The sequence below is a fragment of the Spirosoma flavum genome (assembly GCF_042686045.1).
GTDB classification, from domain to species: Bacteria; Bacteroidota; Bacteroidia; order Cytophagales; family Spirosomataceae; genus Spirosoma; species Spirosoma flavum.
Window position 1 is genome coordinate 1 of the sequence record NZ_JBHUOM010000004.1, and the last position, 17,605, is coordinate 17,605.

The window sequence follows — 17,605 nt, forward strand, 5'->3', positions numbered from 1 at the left end:
TGGCGGCCCAGCCCACGCCCAGGGCGAAGGCGTCGGGTCCGGGGGGCAGGGCCGTCAGGGTGGGTGACATGAGGGACCGGCCGGCGGGCCCTCCACGTCCATTGGCCAGCCACAGGGAGTAGGTGGTGCCGGGCTGCAGGGTGGGGGGCAGGGTGAGGCTGAGCTGGTAGGCATCGCTGGCGGGCAGGTTGATAGTGGCCTGCAGGGTGGGCCCGCCCCCCTGGGGCACGAGTTGGACCATAGGAGTGGCCCCGCTCAGGAGCAGGTTGCGGCCGAAGACGCGCAGGGTGCCGCCGGGGGGTGCCTGGGGGGAGTCCAGGTGGAAGCCGGTGGCCTGGTTGATCAGGATGGGGGGGCTGCGTTGGCCGGCATCCTCGATCCAGACCTGGAAGAGGTCCTGGCTGAGGGTGGTGGGGATGCGGGCGGTGAGGTGGTTGAGGGTCTGGGTGAGGATGGGCAGGGGGACGGGGGTGGTGCTGGCACCGGCCAGCAGGAAGGCTTTAGCTTTGATCGAGAAGTTGCCCTGCAGGCTGATGGCCTGTCCGGGCAGGGTGGCGGGGGGGGCGTTGAAGATGCGGGGTTGGGCCAGGGCGGTGGGCCGGCCGGCGCCAGCTAAAAGCAGGCTAAACAGTAAGAGAAGAGTACGGTAGGTCATGAGTATTTGTGTTAACTACTACATTTATAGTTATGTAATATTGTTTACTAATTGTTATCAAATATAAATAAATACAAACAAAATAATGGATTAAGTTAACAAATATTATTTATAGTAAACAATAAGTTTAATATTATCTGTTTGTTTGTGGAATAATTAACTAAGTATTTTGTACCCCCCAACTGCCAGTTTCTTCTTGAGGGCGACCTTGAAGAAACTGGCAGTTGGGGTACTTTTTTCACTCAAAAAGTGCGCTTGGGAACAAACTGACAGAGGTTGAGTCGAGAACTTATATTCTATTGCTTATATCGACGTTTGAATCACCGTACAGGCTTAACAGTATGAATCATGCTGCTGAAACTCAATATTTGGGTATAAATCAGTGTGGTATTTATTTTGAGCAATTCTGCTATTTCGAACGAATAGCTATAAACGCACTAGCTCGCAAGTAGTCTTGCAGCCTCTACTTGTGGGAGCAATAGTATGTGTGGTTTTTGTAATGGCTTTGACGCGTGAACTCAGGTTGCCTACTTAATGAGTCGTTTTGTTCCGGGTCACTTACTGGCCCAAGAATACCTGCTCTCAATCCGGCTAGTGCGGCTTTTCCTATCTGATTGGCCTGCTTAAACGACGATTTAATAGACTGATAGGGTGGGCCTGCATGGCCGGATACATTACTTATAAGGGTTTGACCGAAACAGTTTGGTAGAATTGATTTTAAAAATCAATCGAGAAAATATAAATCCTTTAGAAGAGGGCGGCTTTCTGATTTCAGTACAAGCCTCCATTACACAATATAGTTGTTTTGATTTTTGTACTTTTACGCTTTCATGAAAGCACCTGTTGAATTTCCCGGACTGGCGTTAAACGCGGTGTTAAAACTTAGAGGTTTTAAAGTGAACCGGAGTAAAGTTCCTAACAGTGGACCATCAACGTTCGGTCGTCGGCATTTCTACAAGATCGTGTTCAGCGTAGGTAATGTGACCGTACACTATGGCGACCGCATTATCCAGATGGATGGTGTATACCTGTTCTTTGCTAATCCCCACGTTCCCTACGCGGCTGAAATTCTGTCTGAAAGGCAAACCGGCTATTCCTGCGTTTTTACTGAAAACTTTATCAAGTCCCTTGAGCGTTCGGATAGCTTACAAAATTCTCCGTTGTTTAACGTAAGCAGTACATCGGCCTTCAAACTTGACGAGCAACAGCAGGCCAGGCTTGCCGGGATTTTCGAAAACATGATTGCAGACGAGGCAACAAACTATTTGTATAAGGATGATCTCATGCGTACTTATATCCAACTGATTATTCACGAAGCGCTGCGCATGCGGCCAGCCGATCATTTTATTCAGTTCAATAGTGCCTCCTTACGTGTAACCACCCAGTTTCTGGAGCTGCTTGAGCGACAATTCCCGGTAGAAAACTTGAATGCTCCTCTAAAACTTAAAGCCGCACAGGATTATGCAAGCCGCCTTTTTATTCACGTCAACTACCTCAACCGTGCGGTTAAGGAAATGACCGGGAAATCGACAACCACCTTGATTGCTGAACGCATTACGGCCGAAGCAACCGCTTTACTGCAACATACCGATTGGAGCGTAGCCGATATTGCTTACGCGCTGGGATTTGAATACCCCAACTATTTCAGCAATTTCATTAAAAAAACAACGGGGAACACACCCACCTTCTACCGCGCTCATTAGGTTTGAAATTTATACTTTTTGGTTTGAATAATCTATCGTTTCAGGTGAACCCGTATCTACTTTTGTTTCGCTGAGTGATGAGTTGATCACCTACTTTATCAACAGCTATCTAAAACAAAACAGAGGAAATTTACCAATCAGTAAAACTGTGGAGAAACGTAGATTAGGGACTAGCGGACTCAAAGTATCCGCCATCGGACTGGGTTGCATGAATATGAGTCATGGGTATGGAAACGTAGTCGACCGGCAGGACATGATCAGGCTGATTCATCAGGCTGTGGAAAGAGGGATAGATTTTTTTGACACTGCAGAAATGTATGGCCCCTTTGCCAATGAAGAATTGGTTGGCGATGCTTTAGCCCCCATGCGCGACAAAGTAATCATCGCTACTAAGTTTGGATTTGGATTTGATCCGCAGACCCGTGAAAATAAGGGTTTTAACAGTCAGCCCAACCACATCCGCGAAGTATGCGAAGCCATGTTGAAACGACTGAAAACCGATTATATCGATCTGCTTTACCAGCACCGTGTCGACCCGGCTGTGCCTATTGAAGATGTTGCCGGAACGGTGAAGGAGCTGATTCAGGAGGGTAAGGTGAAATACTTTGGTCTGTCGCAGGCAGATACAGCGAACATCCGTAAAGCACACGCTGTGCAGCCTGTTGCGGCTTTACAAAGTCAATATTCCCTCTGGAACCGTGAGGTTGAAGAATCGATTTTACCAACTTTGAAAGAATTGGGCATCGGCTTCGTGGCTTACGGGCCATTGGGTCACGGCTATCTGACAGGCAACATTGACGCCAATACGAAGTTTAATCCTGACGATATCAGAAATGTATTTCCGGAGTTTTCCAAAGAAAGCAGGGAGGCTAATCAGCCTATGATTAGTTCGTTCAACGCATTTGCGCAAAAGAAGGAAATTTCACCTGCTCAACTGGCTTTGGCCTGGGTGTTGCACCAAAATCCTGGTTTTGTACCTATCCCCGGAACTACCAAATTGCACCGTTTGGAGGAAAACATTGCCGCTACAGCGATCAAGCTTTCGGCAGAAGATCTTGCCGAATTGAAAACCATCCGAGCGTAGTGAAAAATTTGAATGGATAAGAAGCTTTCAAGATCAAAAAAGCTGGGGGTCTACTCTCACAACTTCACTTGAATCAATATAACACTGTTTTCGTAACGAACGCGTATGCCTTCAGGTTTGTGCCATACTATCATTTCAAGGTTGGCTTTCCTGTTTTAGCTACCTTCGAGGACTCACAAGTGTGAGCGTTTCGACGGTCTGCTGTGGCGGCAGGCCCTGCAGAGTTGCCTGCCTTAACGCGTATGCTAGGGGAGACCGTTCGTGGTCTGTCTGGTAAGCTACCACACGGGCGGCCCCGCCAAATTTTGGTTGCTTACCAGCCCTCAAATCTAAGGGTCGGAGCGGTGATTTTACTATCTGTCCAGTGGTCCCGCACCGTTAAGCGCGGTTCCCCGCAACGGCAGGTACGCCGGAGCGGGACCGTGCCGGGGCCAGCCACCGCGGCTCAATCAGTAGCATACAGTGCATTACAAACGAATTAAAAGTCCTTATCTAACCCAGTTTCCAGAGCTTTAAAGTAAGCTTCCTTGTTGAACGAATACAGAAACGGGGCTTTATGAGCACTACCACTGTAGTGCTTTTCCTTCTTTTGTAAGATACCATACCCCAGAATTTTTCGACTGAAGTTACTTCGATCCAGCTTTCTGCCTAAAATGGTTTCGTAGATCGTTTGCAAGCTCTTCAGGGTGAACTCCTCCGGCAGTAAATTGTAGCCAATGGGCAAATGATTTAATTGCAAACGCATGGTTTGTAAGGCCTTTTCAATGATTTGGCGGTGATCAAAAAAGAGTTCAGGAATCTTGTTTAAATCATGCCAGGCATAGACATTGGCCGTTTCAGTCGGTTGAAGGTTTACTTTTTCGTAATCAACCAGGGCATAATAGCCGATGGAGACAAACCGATTCATGAGCCAGCTTTGATCCGTAATTTGGTTCATGGCCTCTACAAGAAGCTCTTTACGGGTTCGCTGGGTGCTGCCGAATACATAAAACTGCTGAAGAAATAGATCAGCTAAGCCCGTGCGAGCGGTCAAAATTCGGGCTGCCGCATCTTCTATTTCTTCATCTTTATAGATAAATCCACCCGGAAGTTCCCATTTAGGATTGTTTTGCAACTGAAGCAAAAGCACTTTTAGCTCATTTTTATGAAAGCCAAAAATGACATTATCGATCGAAAGAGAAGGTAGAAAATAGGCTTGACCATTGAATAAAAACTCTTCAGTGGATATGTCAATATGCATACGTTAAAAACAACTAAAGTACTATCGATGGTAACTGGATTCAAAAAAGATCGAGCAGCTAAGGTAATACCTTCGGTTTTAAGCACTCCATCATTATTTTTCTCTCCGGGCAAGGTAGGCATTAACACGAATTTACACAATGAAACCACAGGTTTAGACTAGCCTGCTCCATACGCTACTGCTTCGTTTGGTGGTGCTGGCAGGATTACCTTTTTAGGGTGCTAAGAAGGTACCAACCCATTCCTATTAAAAACAAAAAATAATTTTGGTTTCTCCTATAATCATACTATCATTGTGTCATAATGACATAATGATTGATCAAGTCAGCTGTAGCTCAATTATTCCGAGGGCGCCTATTCTCACAATCTGGTCAATGAGAAGAAATTCGCTTATCAAATCCGGAATTAGGATGGTTATACTAAGGTCTTTAAAGCGCCCGACTACTACTTTCCCATTAATCAGATCCGGATCAGCAACAACCCCAAACTTATTGAAAATCCCGGCTAGTACGTTTATTCTATGAAGCCGCATAAAGTATCAGCTATGAAAAAGTTCATAAACCGTTTTCCGCGTCTGCTACCTGTTTATTTGTCTTTGTTCCTGATGGTTTTATATTCAGGATACCGAATTATGCCCCAAAACACAGACGAAGGACCGGTCAGTCCGAAAGATGCCCTGGCTACCTTTGAATTGGAACCCGGTTTCAAGATCGAATTGCTGGTGAGTGAACCCTTGGTGGCCAGTCCGGTAGATATGGAAATTGATGAATTCGGGCGATTGTATGTCGTGGAAATGCCGGGCTATCCGCTGGATAAAAGTGGTACAGGCCGGATCAAGCTGGTTTCTGATTCGGACGGGGATGGAAAAATGGATAAAAGTACCGTCTTCGCAGAGGGATTGGTACTGCCTAATGGAATCTTGCGCTGGAAGAAAGGGGTTTTAATTACGGACGCGCCCAATGTGCTCTATCTGGAAGATACCGACGGAGACGGCAAAGCCGACGTGCGGGATACGCTAATGACCGGATTTTCATTATCAAACCCGCACGTGAATGTCAATAACCCGATTTATGGGCTTGATAACTGGATCCATCTAGCGCACGTGGGCGCGATCGGGACCAGAAAATATGGAACGGAGTTTGGTGATGAGGGCACCGAGATTCGTTTTACCGGCCAGCAGGACTCGCCACGTCTGCCCAAAAATGCGGACGGGCATAACGTCCGCTTTCGTCCCGAAAGCAATCAGTTGGAAATGGAATCCGGCCGGTCGCAGTTCGGACATACATTCGACCGATGGGGGCATCATTTTTTGACCTTTAATTCAAATCACATTTACGAAGAAGCAATAGCGGCCCAATACCTGAAACGCAATCCGGACATGCTGATTTCAGATGCTACCCAGATGATTTCGGATCACGGAAGAGCCGCTGAGGTCTTTCAGATCACCAAAAATCCGGATCGTCAGCTCTTTACACCCGTCGGCCTGACCACCTCGTCTAGCGGCATGACTGCCTATCTGGGTGGCGCTTTTCCTGCACCTTTTGACGGGAATGTAACGTTTGTGGCCGAATCTGTGAGTAATCTGGTGCATGCGGATGTGATCAAAGACAAAGGCGCCAGCTTCGTGGCAAGCCGCCTGCGTGCCAATAGGGAGTTTCTTGCTTCCACTGATTCCTGGTCCAGGCCGGTCAATATGTACGTTGGACCCGATGGTGCCTTGTATGTGCTGGATTATTATCGCCAAATTATCGAACACCCGGAATGGATGTCTGACGAAGCGCTACAAGGAGTGAATTTATACAATGGATACGATATGGGACGTATCTATCGGGTCACGCCAACCAATGCAAAATCGGCCGAGTGGACAAAGGGCCTCAAGCTGGGCAATGCAACGGATGAGGAACTGGTGGCCTACCTGGCTAACCCGAATCTTTGGTGGCGAATCAATGCCCAGCGCCTGCTGGTAGACCATGACAATAAGGCGGTTATTCCTTCGCTCGTCAAGATGTGTGGCAACCAGGCACCGCTGGGACGGCTGCACGCGCTTTGGACGTTGCAGGGTATGAAAGCTTTATCGCCGGAGCTGATCAGAAAGGCGTTGAAGGACCCCGAGGCCGGAATTCGCGAGAATGGCATTAAGCTGGCAGAGATGCAACTTGACCAGCTTGCCAACGATTTGCCATCCCTACAGAACGACCCCGATCCGAAGGTCAGGTACCAGTTACTTTGTACGTTGGGATTTGTGAATACTCCCCAGGCCGGTACCACCAGACAAAAAATCCTGTTCGGAGACCTGGGCGACGATTGGGTGCAAATTGCGGCCTTGTCGGCCAATGCCTCTCAAACCGCTCCGCTGTTAAAAACCTTTATCAATTCGTACAAGGCCGACAACCCCGCTTATGCTACCATGTTACAGAGGCTGGCGGGGATCGTTGGAGCGGGCACCGACATTGACCTGATCCGCGGGCTGATCGGGAAGGCCGTTGCGATGGAACCCGGCAAGCGGTTTACTGGTGCAACGCCATTATTGACGGGTCTGACGAATGGATTAAAACGCAAAAAGATTGACTTTACTCAGCTTGGCACCGAGCAAAAACAATTGATAACCAGTGTTTTCAGCTACCCTTCGACAGACGTGCGAAACGCTTCACTTCAACTGTTAAAGGTTATCGGGGTAAACGATCCTGCCAGCTTGAAAGCGGGTATGCAGAAAGCCGCGGACATTGCAACAAACCGAAAATTGTCGGACGAAAAACGATCCGAAGCGATCAATTTTATGACACTTGGCGACCCGGCTCCGTATGCCCAACTGCTGGAAAAGTCGATTGTGCCACAGGAACAGCCCGCCGTGCAGCTTGCCGCCTTGAAGGTTTTGAGTCAGATCCCAGACATGACGGTGGCCAACTATGTGTTAAAACAGTGGGATGCCCTGACGCCGGAAATCCGGGATGCCGCCTTAAATACTTTTTTGGCCAACCCAGAACGAGTTACCTTATTACTGAATGCGGTAGAAGCTAAACAAGTGAAACCCGAACAGGTAGGCTGGAGTCGAAGTGTCCAATTGATGAGCCTATCAGACGCAACACTACGGGATAAAGCCAGGGCCTTGCTGAACATGAAGGAACGGCAGAAAGTAAATAAGGATTATCAGGAAGCGTTGTCGATGACCGGCGATGTCGGCAAGGGTAAGCTGGTCTATATAGAGAATTGTTCGCTTTGTCACCAGGTTCGTGGTAAGATCGGGGTTTCATACGGGCCAGATTTGGGAACCGTGCATAACTGGGTTTCCCGGGATTTGGTGGCCAACATTCTGGATCCGAGCCTGTCGATCGCCCCTGGATTTGATCTTTGGGAAGTGTTGCTAAACGATGGCGACCCGTTGCAGGGCATGATCGTGAGCGAAACCTCAGCGGCTATCAAGTTGAGGGTGTCGCCCGGCGTGGAAAAAACGATCAACCGGCAAGATATCAAGTCGCTGAAAGTCCTGAACATGTCGGTAATGCCGGTGCTGTCGAGCCAGCTTGACCAGCAAAAAATGGCTGACCTGATTGCCTTTTTGAAAAACAGTAAAAGTGAATAATCGCCTGATGAACAGACAATCTTTCATTCGGAATAGCATGCTGGCCAGCGCTGCGCTGATGGTGGGCACGGAACGATCAGCTTCCGCTTTATCTTCGGGCAAAACGAATGGACCTCCCTTTCGTATGAAGTTTTCGCCAGAATTTGACATCTTCAAGGAACTGGGTGGTAAGGATGTTGTTGACCAGATCAAGTGGGGACACGATAATGGATTTCGGGCCTGGGAAAATACATTCCTGGCCCGAAGACCGGTTGTCGAGCAGGAGCGCATCAGCAAAACAATTCAGCAACTGGGTATGGAGTTTGGCCAGTTTGTGGGTACGCTGACCTTCAAAGATGCCACCTTCGCAAGCCGTAACAAAGCAATTCGCGACAACGTACTCCAGGACGTGAAAGCATCCATTGAGATCGCCAAGCGAATGAATACCAAATACATACATAATGTACTTGGCATGTCGGACCCAAAATTACCCTGGGATTTTCAGATGGCCAATGCGATTGAACTGCTCAAACAGATCGCTGACCTGTACGAACCCCACGGCCTTATTATGGTTATGGAAACCATGAACCACCGGGTTAACCACCCTGGCATGTTCCTGCATACAATCCCTCAAGCTTATGCCATGGCCAAAGCCGTGGGAAGCCCGAGCCTTAAACTGCTTTTTGATGTTTATCACGTCCAGATCCAGGAAGGAAACTTAATGGATACCCTGGATTACGCCTGGGACGAAATCGCTTACCTACAGGTTGGCGATGCTCCGGGCCGCAATGAGCCAACTACGGGAGAAATCAATTTCGTGAATGTGCTGCAGCATGTTTATGATAAAGGTTACCGAGGTTTTGTAGGTCTGGAACACGGTATCAAAAATCCCGGAAAGGAAGGAGAGCAAAAAGCGCTGGTAGCCTACCGATCCATCGACCCACATTGAAAGTTGGCAATCTTAAGAATTAAACAATGAAGTTGTTTATGGTTTCTTTTTCGATTGACTCTCCTCAAAAATAACCCTACAAAGTCCACTCACTGGCAGAGCGCTAATCTCAACATTCGTCCGCTACGGCGGCCCGGTCATGGCGGACCAGCAGGGTATTGAAACTGTCAAGCCAAGTATTGGCATGTTCAGTCACCGAGCGCCGTTTATCGAGTTCTTCACGATCTGCCGTTGCAGTCAAAATAGCCCCATTCTATCGGTTGCTCATTGGCTGAATAGGGGTTCACGACAATAACGGCCTCGTATGCTTTAGATTTGCTCAGTGATATTTTATGGCAGCCAAAGCGCACTGTGATTGGTCGTTGCTTACCCCTTATGGGTGTTCGATAAGTTGATTGGTTCACGGGCTGAGGGGATGATAACTGTATTTTTACCCCTTTTGCTACCTATTCTGTTAGTGCCCTGGAAATATGTGATTAAAACCTATTTTTACAAGCAAAAAGTGATCGATAAGTAGTTCCTCTTAGCTTAGGGATATAACTACAGACTTCCCTTCTTTTAGAGGTGTATGCGATGAGCATATTTGACAGGTTTTACTACATGTTTCAGCCGTAATCGGATGTTAACAAGACGTTTTGGAGTAGGAGAGGGGTATTTAATGATGGATGAGTTGTACCAACTATCCTATATGAGTCAGTTTTACTAACAAATGATTGTGAAATGATGCTCTTCGTAGTGGGTAATTGGAGGGCATAGGAGGGCAAAAGAGAGGTGGTGACATACGATGTCACCACCTCTCTTTTGCCCTCTTATAAGTTGTACTTTTGGAGATTTATTGTTTAATAAACGCTGTATTAGGAGAATATTACAATATTTAGACCCTAATCACGGATCCTTTAACTAATCCCAGAATAGAAACCGAAATCAGTATTTAGAGTAATGGTCAATATAAAGTTTACTGACCTTACCCCCTCGAAAATGGACCTGTATCTGATCCATCTGATTCGGGCCGGTCGAGAAGCCGAAATACCACTGCGGAGATTGACTCATTCCCCCGTCGTAGTCAGCTGACAGGTTTTTGGTCATTAATGAAATATACTCAAACTTGTTAGTGTAGCGGTCTATATTTCTAATGGCGACTAGTTTGTCATACAAGGTCGAGATGGCGTCACCCACGCGTACCGAAGAGTCGACGGCCTGCTTTTCGGGCCACTGAGTAAGTTGCTGACCACTATTGAGATAAATGCTCTTGACCGTTTTGCCTTCGACGGTAATCTGTACGCCGGAGTCGGTGCCTGACTTCTGATCCAGGAGAATGTATTGATACAGCGGCAGGCGCTCTTTGAGTGCAATGAGGTCTGCGAAAACGTTACTGACTACATTGAGTGCCGAAACCCCCTTGGTTGCCTGAAGAGCTTGAATCTTTGGATACACGCTAGCGGCTTGCTCGTCAATAGCGATGCCTAAATACGTCCCGGTTTTGATACTATCCCGGACGATCCTATAAGGTTCGGGTTCGGGTCCTGTAGTAATTGGGTCGACGGAGGAACTTGGTTGACATCTCAAAAGGAGGGTGGCTGCCAGCAAAAGGCCAATAAATTTCATATGCATACGAGTGTATTTTATTAGAACGGACCCCGTCTCTGCTCTAACGGTTGCAACACTCTTGTATACAATACAGTCTTAGGGGAAGATATAGCAGTAAACAAATCCGAATCATACACTTACTTGTCAATGATGGATAGTCAAAAAAAGCCTAGCCCGTAACTGGCGTGAGCGACTCTTGAGTACCTATAATTTCTTTTCGGTGAGTCAGGCCCCAATCCCGTAGAGCCGTAGTCACTTTTTCTAAGGTTTGACCATGCTCGGTGATGGAATATTCTACCGTGATAGGGCGGGTATCGCAGACGGTGCGTGTCACTAGTTTATTGATTTCCAAGTCCTGGAGCTCTTTCGACAAGATTCGAGGAGAAATCCCAATCTCGCGAGCCAACTCTTTGAACCGTCTTTCCTTATCGATTAACGTAGTCAAAATCACCAGTTTCCATTTGCCGCCCACAATGTCCAATGTATCCCGTACGGCCCGATGAGCCCCTGTGCACTCAGAAGAAGTGAGATTTTTCATGTCGGTATCCTTTTTGTAACTGGTATTAAATAGATAATCAGTTACAAAGATGATAAAATCTAGTGACATTTGTGCAACGCGACAGGGCAACTTAGTCCCCGTTCACGTTTCAACGCCTGCTCTAAAGCTGGCTTTCGTTAACGCCTTATGAATATTTTGCATCTTATTTCTAGCCCTCGCAAAGGGGCTTCCTACAGCATTCAATTAGGAAACGCGCTGGTTCAAAAACTGGTAGCGGCCCATCCTGATAGTACGGTGCGGATTCATGATCTAACCGAAACCCCTTTTCCTCACTTGGAAGAAGTTCATTTGCAATCGTTCTTCACACCCGCAGAAAATCGAACGCCAGCTCAGCAGACTGCCGTTCGCCATTCCGAAGAGGCAATTGCTGAACTGATGGCCGCCGATGTGATAGTTATTGGTGCCCCGCTTTATAATTTTGGCATTCCATCGACGCTAAAAACCTGGATCGATCACATTGCCCGGGTGGGTATTACGTTCAGTTACTCGGCCAATGGCCCTGAAGGATTAATACGAGGTAAGAAGGTCTATCTGGCTATGTCAAGTGGAGGCATTTATTCTGAGGGTCCTATGAGCTCCTATGATTTCGTGGTGCCTTATCTGAAAACGGTACTGGGTTTTCTAGGGATGACTGATATAACGGTCGTGCGCGCGGAAGGTACGTCCATTCCCGACTTGCAGGTTTCCACCGTTGAGAAGGGACTGGCTAGCGTTGCCGTTTAGGTTACTCTAGTCCTTAGTTTATGGTTGGGAATGAGAAGTATTAGGTACGCCTATCACTTTGCGCGTAACCCTCGCCGGTGAATGAACCTATCCTTAAACGAGGCCGGGATTCTGGGAGCATAGCAGGTTTGCTAGCTCTTTGTTCTACCATTGCTGCGACGTAGATTTCAGTCAACATATGAGCTTGGAAAAGTAGCTTTTGATTGGTTCGCACCTCAAAACTACCTATTTTCGGCTCATATACCCGTTAAATTGCTGGTTATCAGAGTGTAAATATCATATCTTAACCAAGTTGTATAAGCAACGTTATGTGGAGAAACTAGTCCGATAGTGGACGTCCAACAACTGATTAGTTGCTGAATCCAGGTTCATCTGTTATCCTATACCTTGTTTATTTACTCCCTAACTCTGGCTAAACCACCGGTGGCTGAAAGCGTTCAAGGTCAAATGACTCATTAGGCGACTCGTCAATTCTCTTCCATAGCGACCTTTATGGGATGGCAGGTCAAGCCTGGATGTATTAGGGGTGCCAGTGAATTGGTAGGCGAATCCGAAACAAGGTGCCCATCCCTGGCCGACTTTCAATCTCTAAACTGGCACGCAGCAGTTCACACAATCCTTTCACAATCGATAAGCCGATCCCTTCCCCTTTGTTAGCAAAGGTCGAGCCAGTCGCTTGGATAATAATGGCCTCCCGGGCATCGGGATTGGGCAGGCCGAAGGCCGCTGTTGATTCGGGGCTGGGGCTTAACACTTGAGGTAATGAACCGGTCGTAGTCGCCGTAGGCAGGCCCGGTCCCGAATCCTGAACACTAAGGGTCCAGCGGTAGTCGTTCTCCCGGCTCCAGGAAACCGAAACGAACCCGTTGGCCGTATGCTTGAGGGCGTTGAGGACCAGGTTCTGGATAATACGCTGAAGTTGAAGCGGATCACCCTCCACACTTAATGGGTCCGGACCATCGGCTTTTAGCACGAGTCCCTGTTCTTGGGCCAGTGGTTGGTAATCGGCCACCAGGCTGGCTACTAATTGACCGGCATTAAAGGTCTGGATGTGCAGTGGTTCCTGGCCCGCATCAAGGCGAGCCAGATCAATGAGTTGGGCCACTAAGTGGCGACTATTAGCCAGGTTGCGTTGCAACATTTCCAGAAAGCGTTTCCGGTCTTCTTCGGAGTCGCTCGTTAGCTCTAACAGGGAGGCCGCCCCCTGAATGATGCCGAAGCTGCCCCGCAGATCGTGAGACGATTGATGTAATAAATTACTGCGTTGCTGACTCACCTGATTCAAGTGAGCCAGTGTTTGCTCCAGCACGTCTACCCGACTTGATGCGACAGTCCGTTGGAGGATGGCGTACTGCTCAACGCTTCCAACACTAATCTGATTACTAAAAGTGGCGATGTACTCATAAGCCGTTGTCATGACCTCCCTACCAATGGACGAGTAGACCTCCCAATATAGCCGTAACTCTGCGAGCAGGCTGTTATTGAGATGTTGCATTTCGGCGGACAGTTCATGCAGGGTATAGCCTTTCTGCCAGCGGTGAAGCCCATGTTCGGCGGCTAACAGGCTTACCTTGGCCTCTTCAGGTCGTCCCGCCCGTCCCCCCAAACGGTGTTCAAGTTCATTGAGCATGAAGGGGACTCTGTTGTTGAACTCTTCGCGGGTTAAGCCAGCGGCACTATTTAGATTGGGATCGCTTTCACAGGTGGTACGCCAAATGGCCAGCATCGCTTCGCGTCGACTGGACAGGTAAGCCGCCAACGGAGCCATTGGCCCGGCGGCATCAAGCGTGGGGATTGTCAAGGCATTACAGTAGAACGAACAAGATCCGGTCCATACGGAATCGACCGGAGAGGTTAAGCCCTACTGGGTAACCAGGCGAGATCAAAGCTAACCAATCGAGATTGGGTAACCTATTTATAGCCTTGTCCTATTGCGTAAAAGGGCCACCTTCATTTGCTATTTGGGCAACAAGGCTACAAAAAAATGCCCAGTTTTACCAATGTCAATAAGCCAGTTACGTCGTATTTTTTAGACCCTACCTGGATTAAAGGCTATACTGTTGAGATGGTAAGGTGACCGTTTCCCACCTGTACTGACGGAGCTTCCGGAAATAGGTCAGCCATTGGTCGAAATCCAGTGGCTTCACCAGGTAGGAGGATATGCCGATTTCGTAGGCTTTGCAAATAGCTAGCTGGATGAGTGACCGTTGATCCGGATTATCTTCAATGATGAATACTTGACCACTCGGTGGGAGCCTTGCCGAATTTCTGCTTAAACGAATGCGAGAAATGAGAGAGGCTTTCAAAACCCAGGTCGAGGTAGATGGCAGATGGTTTCTTTTGCTTGGTTTCGATCAGATGCCGGGCCTCCGTAAGCCTCCGTTCTTGCAGCCAATGCCGGGGCGCCATGCCGAATATCTTTTGGAAATCACGCTTGAAACCCGCCAGGCTTCTCCCGGTGAGCAGTGCAAATTTTTCCACGGGAACATTGTAATGAAAATTGGAGAGCATAAATTTTTCCAGATCCATCTTATAAGGTTCCGAAAAGTCGAATAAGAGCTCCTCCAGTTCAGGCATGGTGTAAAGGAGGAGATGTACTGCCTCCTTTACTTTTAACATGCCCAGTGCATTGGTTATGCGTTCGTCCGGATGACGAACGTAGGGAATTACAGACTGAAAAAAAGCACTTAAAAACTCGTTTTCTGGAATAAGAATGTTGGGAGGGCCAGTATATTTTTGACCTATCTCTATTTGCTCCTCCAGGACAATCTTCCTGAGCAGGTCTTCTTTCAGGCTTATAACAATGGTTTGATAATCCTCACCTTCCAGGGGCGTCTTGGTAAGTTCTGCCAGTTGATTTTTCTGGATCAGCAGCATCTGGCCGCGACCCATGGATATCTTTTCGTTGGCAGTTTCAATTGAGAAACGGCCTGAAACCTGCAATACCAGCGTATTATGTTCCAGGAAGGCTACTTTCTCCTTACTTATGACCGAGCGGTAAGAGAAAAAAATGACCCCTGGGATTATTACAGTTGGATTTGTCACTGGGTGAAGATAGTAAAAAGTAGGGCTTTACGGGCCGCCCTACTACCGCTGTAAGTATGTACCACCAAGGATCGCACCGACAGAAAATTGCGTATCAAGCGTAGTCATTTCGTCGGCAGTGAACTGGATATCCATCGCCTGCATGTTTTCCGGTAACCGCGACCTGCGGCTCATGCTTACCAATGGCATAATATGATCGCCCTGCGCATTTACCCAGGCGATCGCCAGTTGTGTCGGCGTGTATCCTTTCTCTTTTGCCATTTGTGTTAACACTTCGACTTTCTCCAGATTCTTGATCAGATTCTCTCCTTGAAAACGCGGAAAATGATTTTGGTAGCTATCGGCTGGAAGAGGTGATTTCATTTCACCGGTAAGTAGCCCCTCGGCCGTGTTGGCAAATGCCACAACCCCTATGCCCAGTTCGTTGGCCGCAGGAAGCAGGTCGCTTTCTATCTGGCGATCGGCCAATGAATAACCTATTTCCAGTGCCGTTACCGGGTGAACGCTATGCGCCTTGCGCAGTTGATCCGCCGTTATTTCAGAAACGCCTAGATAACGAACCTTTCCTTCTTTGATCATGTCAGCAACAGTTCCGATCACATCTTCTATGGGAACACTGTTATCGAGTCTGCTGGGTTGATAAAGATCAATGGTATCAATTCCCAGGCGTACCAAAGAATAGTTGATGAAGTTCTTGATGGCTATTGGCCGGAGATCCATTCCAATCGGTTGACCGTTGTAAAAAATCGCTCCGAATTTGACACTGATAAAAGCGTCGTCCCGCCGTCCTTTGATGGCTTTGCCTATCAACAGCTCGTTGTGGCCGCTACCGTAAAAATCTCCGGTATTCAAAAAATTGATGCCGCTGTCCAACGCCAATTGAACGGTCGCAATGCTTTCACTTTCATCATTCGTCAGGCGGCCTCCCCAAATGGGCGACATGCGCATACACCCTAACCCGAGTTTAGAGACGAGTGGGCCATTTTTGCCTAGACTTATTTTAGTTATCGTTGTCATCGCTGTTGTGTTATGAAATGATGACACAAAGATGAGGGTTGTTGTTCATCGCCGATTTCGTCTACGGCTCAAATAAGTTGCCTGTATGGCTCAACACTATTGAGCCTGATTGGTTTGGTTGGCACAATCACAAGGGCTTTTTCGCGAGCTGTACCCAAAGTGACTGGCTAATTGACCTTTCCTTTCAAGCCATAACTCAGCGCGACCAGCAACAACAGTAAGACTAAGAAACCAAAAGCGACGCTCAAGGAAAAATGTTGGGCGATAAAACCCAGTAAAGCCGGGCCAGTCAAAAGACCTGTATACCCGATGGCCGTAATGGCGGGAATACTCACTGTTGGTGAGATACCGGGAAGCCTGCCCGCTTCACTGAAAAACACCGGGACAATATTGGCGGCACCGACACCCAGTAAAACAAAGCCAGCTATGGCTCCCGATACCCATGGACTCAGGATGGCGATGCTCAAGCCGGCTGCACCGATCAAACTTCCACCTATTACGACCGTTTTACTAGTCAACCGCGCCACTATCTTATCACCAGTTAACCGCATCGTCGCCATAGCAATGGAAAAGGCGGCATAGCCCACTCCCACAAACTCCGGTGTAATCCCTTTGATGTCCCGCAGGTAAATAGCGCTCCAGTCAAGAATGGCGCCTTCGGCCAGAAAAATGGCAAAGCACATCATGCCCAGAAATAAGACACTGCCGCGCAACCACATGAGCCGCTGATGGCCCTGTGATGGCTTCTCATCTATAGCCGAGAATCTGGCAATCGTCTGTTGTTCAATCGCTAAAGGGAACAAGTTCTTGTACTGGGTTAGGGTGATCACGATCATCAGGGCGGCAATACTGACAATGGCATAAACAGGATTAAGCCCAAGCCTCATCAAAAGACCTAAGCCCAAAGAACCAAATAGGCCACCCACACTAAATAGGCCGTGTAACGATGACATAATGGGTCTGCCGTAGAGGTTCTGCACCTGTACACCATGCGCATTCATAGCCACGTCAATGGTACTAATGCTTGACCCGAATATAAACAGCGTAACGGCCAGGGCAGTGGTGGTAGAAAAAACGAGCAGCAGCGGCAGGATAAAGGCCATTACCAGAGCCGCACAAGCCATGACGATGCGGCTGCCAAAGCGGCCTACCAGCCAACCCGACGTTGGCATCATCAGCATGGACCCACCACCAAGCAGCAGTAGTAATAAGCCCAGATTAGCGTCATTGAGGTCTAAACGGTCTTTTGCGAGGGGAATCATCGGTGCCCAGCTCGACATACCTAAACCACAAACCAGAAAAATCAATCGGGTAGCCATGCGAGCGCTTGACACATGCGCTGCTGATATTGCCAATTCCATACGAAAATAGGTGAGGGATATAAAAGCGGCTATTCAATTCCGGCAACCAGTGCAGAAACGGGTGGGCTTTCTGGTAAACATACCTGATTTTCGGCGTAATCACCAAACTATAAAAGGCTCTGTA

General features: G+C 48.1%; 14 protein-coding genes. 6 read left to right on the forward strand and 8 right to left on the reverse strand.

Annotation, left to right across the window (positions count from 1 at the left end; translation table 11 throughout):
- Positions 1-655 (reverse strand): hypothetical protein (locus ACFS25_RS12695; RefSeq protein ID WP_381501046.1); only part of this gene is annotated, 655 nt, incomplete at its 3' end.
- Between the two features lie 830 nt (positions 656-1,485).
- On the opposite strand from ACFS25_RS12695, the gene ACFS25_RS12700 reads away from it, so the two are divergent.
- The 3 genes from ACFS25_RS12700 (at position 1,486) to ACFS25_RS12710 (ending at position 3,924) form a co-directional block, all read left to right on the forward strand.
- On the forward strand, positions 1,486-2,358 hold the full coding sequence (locus ACFS25_RS12700; RefSeq protein WP_381501049.1) for a helix-turn-helix domain-containing protein: 873 nt from the start codon (positions 1,486-1,488) through the stop codon (positions 2,356-2,358).
- A 148-nt stretch (positions 2,359-2,506) separates the two neighbouring features.
- Positions 2,507-3,442 carry an aldo/keto reductase gene (locus ACFS25_RS12705; RefSeq protein ID WP_381501052.1) on the forward strand — a complete coding sequence of 312 codons (936 nt, stop codon included), beginning with the start codon at positions 2,507-2,509 and terminating at the stop codon, positions 3,440-3,442.
- Positions 3,443-3,684: 242 nt separating this feature from the next.
- Complete coding sequence (locus ACFS25_RS12710) at positions 3,685-3,924, forward strand: hypothetical protein (protein ID WP_381501055.1); 240 nt, start codon at positions 3,685-3,687, stop codon at positions 3,922-3,924.
- Here ACFS25_RS12710 and ACFS25_RS12715 read toward each other — a convergent pair.
- Positions 3,921-4,682, reverse strand: coding sequence for an NUDIX hydrolase (locus tag ACFS25_RS12715; RefSeq protein ID WP_381501058.1), 762 nt, complete (start codon positions 4,680-4,682; stop codon positions 3,921-3,923). The genes ACFS25_RS12710 and ACFS25_RS12715 overlap by 4 nt on opposite strands.
- Before the next feature lie 543 nt (positions 4,683-5,225).
- Here ACFS25_RS12715 and ACFS25_RS12720 point away from each other — a divergent pair.
- Complete coding sequence (locus ACFS25_RS12720) at positions 5,226-8,261, forward strand: PVC-type heme-binding CxxCH protein (protein ID WP_381501061.1); 3,036 nt, start codon at positions 5,226-5,228, stop codon at positions 8,259-8,261.
- A gap of 7 nt (positions 8,262-8,268) precedes the next feature.
- A complete protein-coding gene (locus ACFS25_RS12725) occupies positions 8,269-9,189 on the forward strand; it encodes a hydroxypyruvate isomerase family protein (protein WP_381501065.1) in 921 nt (306 codons plus the stop codon).
- 924 nt (positions 9,190-10,113) lie between these two features.
- On the opposite strand, the gene ACFS25_RS12730 is transcribed toward ACFS25_RS12725, so the two are convergent.
- Both ACFS25_RS12730 and ACFS25_RS12735 read right to left on the reverse strand, forming a co-directional pair.
- Entirely contained in the window at positions 10,114-10,800 is a 687-nt protein-coding gene (locus tag ACFS25_RS12730; protein ID WP_381501069.1) for a hypothetical protein, read from the reverse strand.
- 145 nt (positions 10,801-10,945) lie between these two features.
- Positions 10,946-11,314: a winged helix-turn-helix transcriptional regulator gene (locus ACFS25_RS12735; RefSeq protein WP_381501072.1), complete on the reverse strand. Its 369-nt coding sequence runs from the start codon at positions 11,312-11,314 to the stop codon at positions 10,946-10,948.
- 147 nt (positions 11,315-11,461) lie between these two features.
- Between ACFS25_RS12735 and ACFS25_RS12740 the strand changes: the two genes are divergently transcribed.
- Positions 11,462-12,058 carry an FMN-dependent NADH-azoreductase gene (locus tag ACFS25_RS12740; protein WP_381501075.1) on the forward strand — a complete coding sequence of 199 codons (597 nt, stop codon included), beginning with the start codon at positions 11,462-11,464 and terminating at the stop codon, positions 12,056-12,058.
- Between the two features lie 520 nt (positions 12,059-12,578).
- Here the strand turns inward: ACFS25_RS12740 and ACFS25_RS12745 are convergent.
- The 4 genes from ACFS25_RS12745 to ACFS25_RS12760 form a co-directional block, all read right to left on the reverse strand.
- A complete protein-coding gene (locus tag ACFS25_RS12745) occupies positions 12,579-13,859 on the reverse strand; it encodes a sensor histidine kinase (RefSeq protein ID WP_381501078.1) in 1,281 nt (426 codons plus the stop codon).
- A 422-nt stretch (positions 13,860-14,281) separates the two neighbouring features.
- Positions 14,282-15,103, reverse strand: coding sequence for a helix-turn-helix domain-containing protein (locus ACFS25_RS12750; RefSeq protein WP_381501081.1), 822 nt, complete (start codon positions 15,101-15,103; stop codon positions 14,282-14,284).
- 42 nt (positions 15,104-15,145) lie between these two features.
- Positions 15,146-16,120 (reverse strand): aldo/keto reductase, encoded by a 975-nt coding sequence (locus ACFS25_RS12755; RefSeq protein WP_381501084.1) that lies wholly within the window; start codon positions 16,118-16,120, stop codon positions 15,146-15,148.
- 167 nt (positions 16,121-16,287) lie between these two features.
- A complete protein-coding gene (locus ACFS25_RS12760) occupies positions 16,288-17,481 on the reverse strand; it encodes an MFS transporter (protein ID WP_381501087.1) in 1,194 nt (397 codons plus the stop codon).
- Positions 17,482-17,605: the final 124 nt, after the last annotated feature.

Excerpts from the sequence above, each read along its gene's own strand:
- ACFS25_RS12740 (WP_381501075.1), top strand. The coding sequence starts at position 11,462 with ATGAATATTTTGCATCTTATTTCTAGCCCTCGCAAAGGGGCTTCCTAC.
- ACFS25_RS12755 (WP_381501084.1), bottom strand. The coding sequence starts at position 16,120 with ATGACAACGATAACTAAAATAAGTCTAGGCAAAAATGGCCCACTCGTC.
- ACFS25_RS12730 (WP_381501069.1), bottom strand. The coding sequence starts at position 10,800 with ATGCATATGAAATTTATTGGCCTTTTGCTGGCAGCCACCCTCCTTTTG.
- ACFS25_RS12720 (WP_381501061.1), top strand. The coding sequence starts at position 5,226 with ATGAAAAAGTTCATAAACCGTTTTCCGCGTCTGCTACCTGTTTATTTG.
- ACFS25_RS12700 (WP_381501049.1), top strand. The coding sequence starts at position 1,486 with ATGAAAGCACCTGTTGAATTTCCCGGACTGGCGTTAAACGCGGTGTTA.
- ACFS25_RS12715 (WP_381501058.1), bottom strand. The coding sequence starts at position 4,682 with ATGCATATTGACATATCCACTGAAGAGTTTTTATTCAATGGTCAAGCC.
- ACFS25_RS12760 (WP_381501087.1), bottom strand. The coding sequence starts at position 17,481 with ATGGAATTGGCAATATCAGCAGCGCATGTGTCAAGCGCTCGCATGGCT.
- ACFS25_RS12725 (WP_381501065.1), top strand. The coding sequence starts at position 8,269 with ATGAACAGACAATCTTTCATTCGGAATAGCATGCTGGCCAGCGCTGCG.
- ACFS25_RS12735 (WP_381501072.1), bottom strand. The coding sequence starts at position 11,314 with ATGAAAAATCTCACTTCTTCTGAGTGCACAGGGGCTCATCGGGCCGTA.
- ACFS25_RS12710 (WP_381501055.1), top strand. The coding sequence starts at position 3,685 with ATGCTAGGGGAGACCGTTCGTGGTCTGTCTGGTAAGCTACCACACGGG.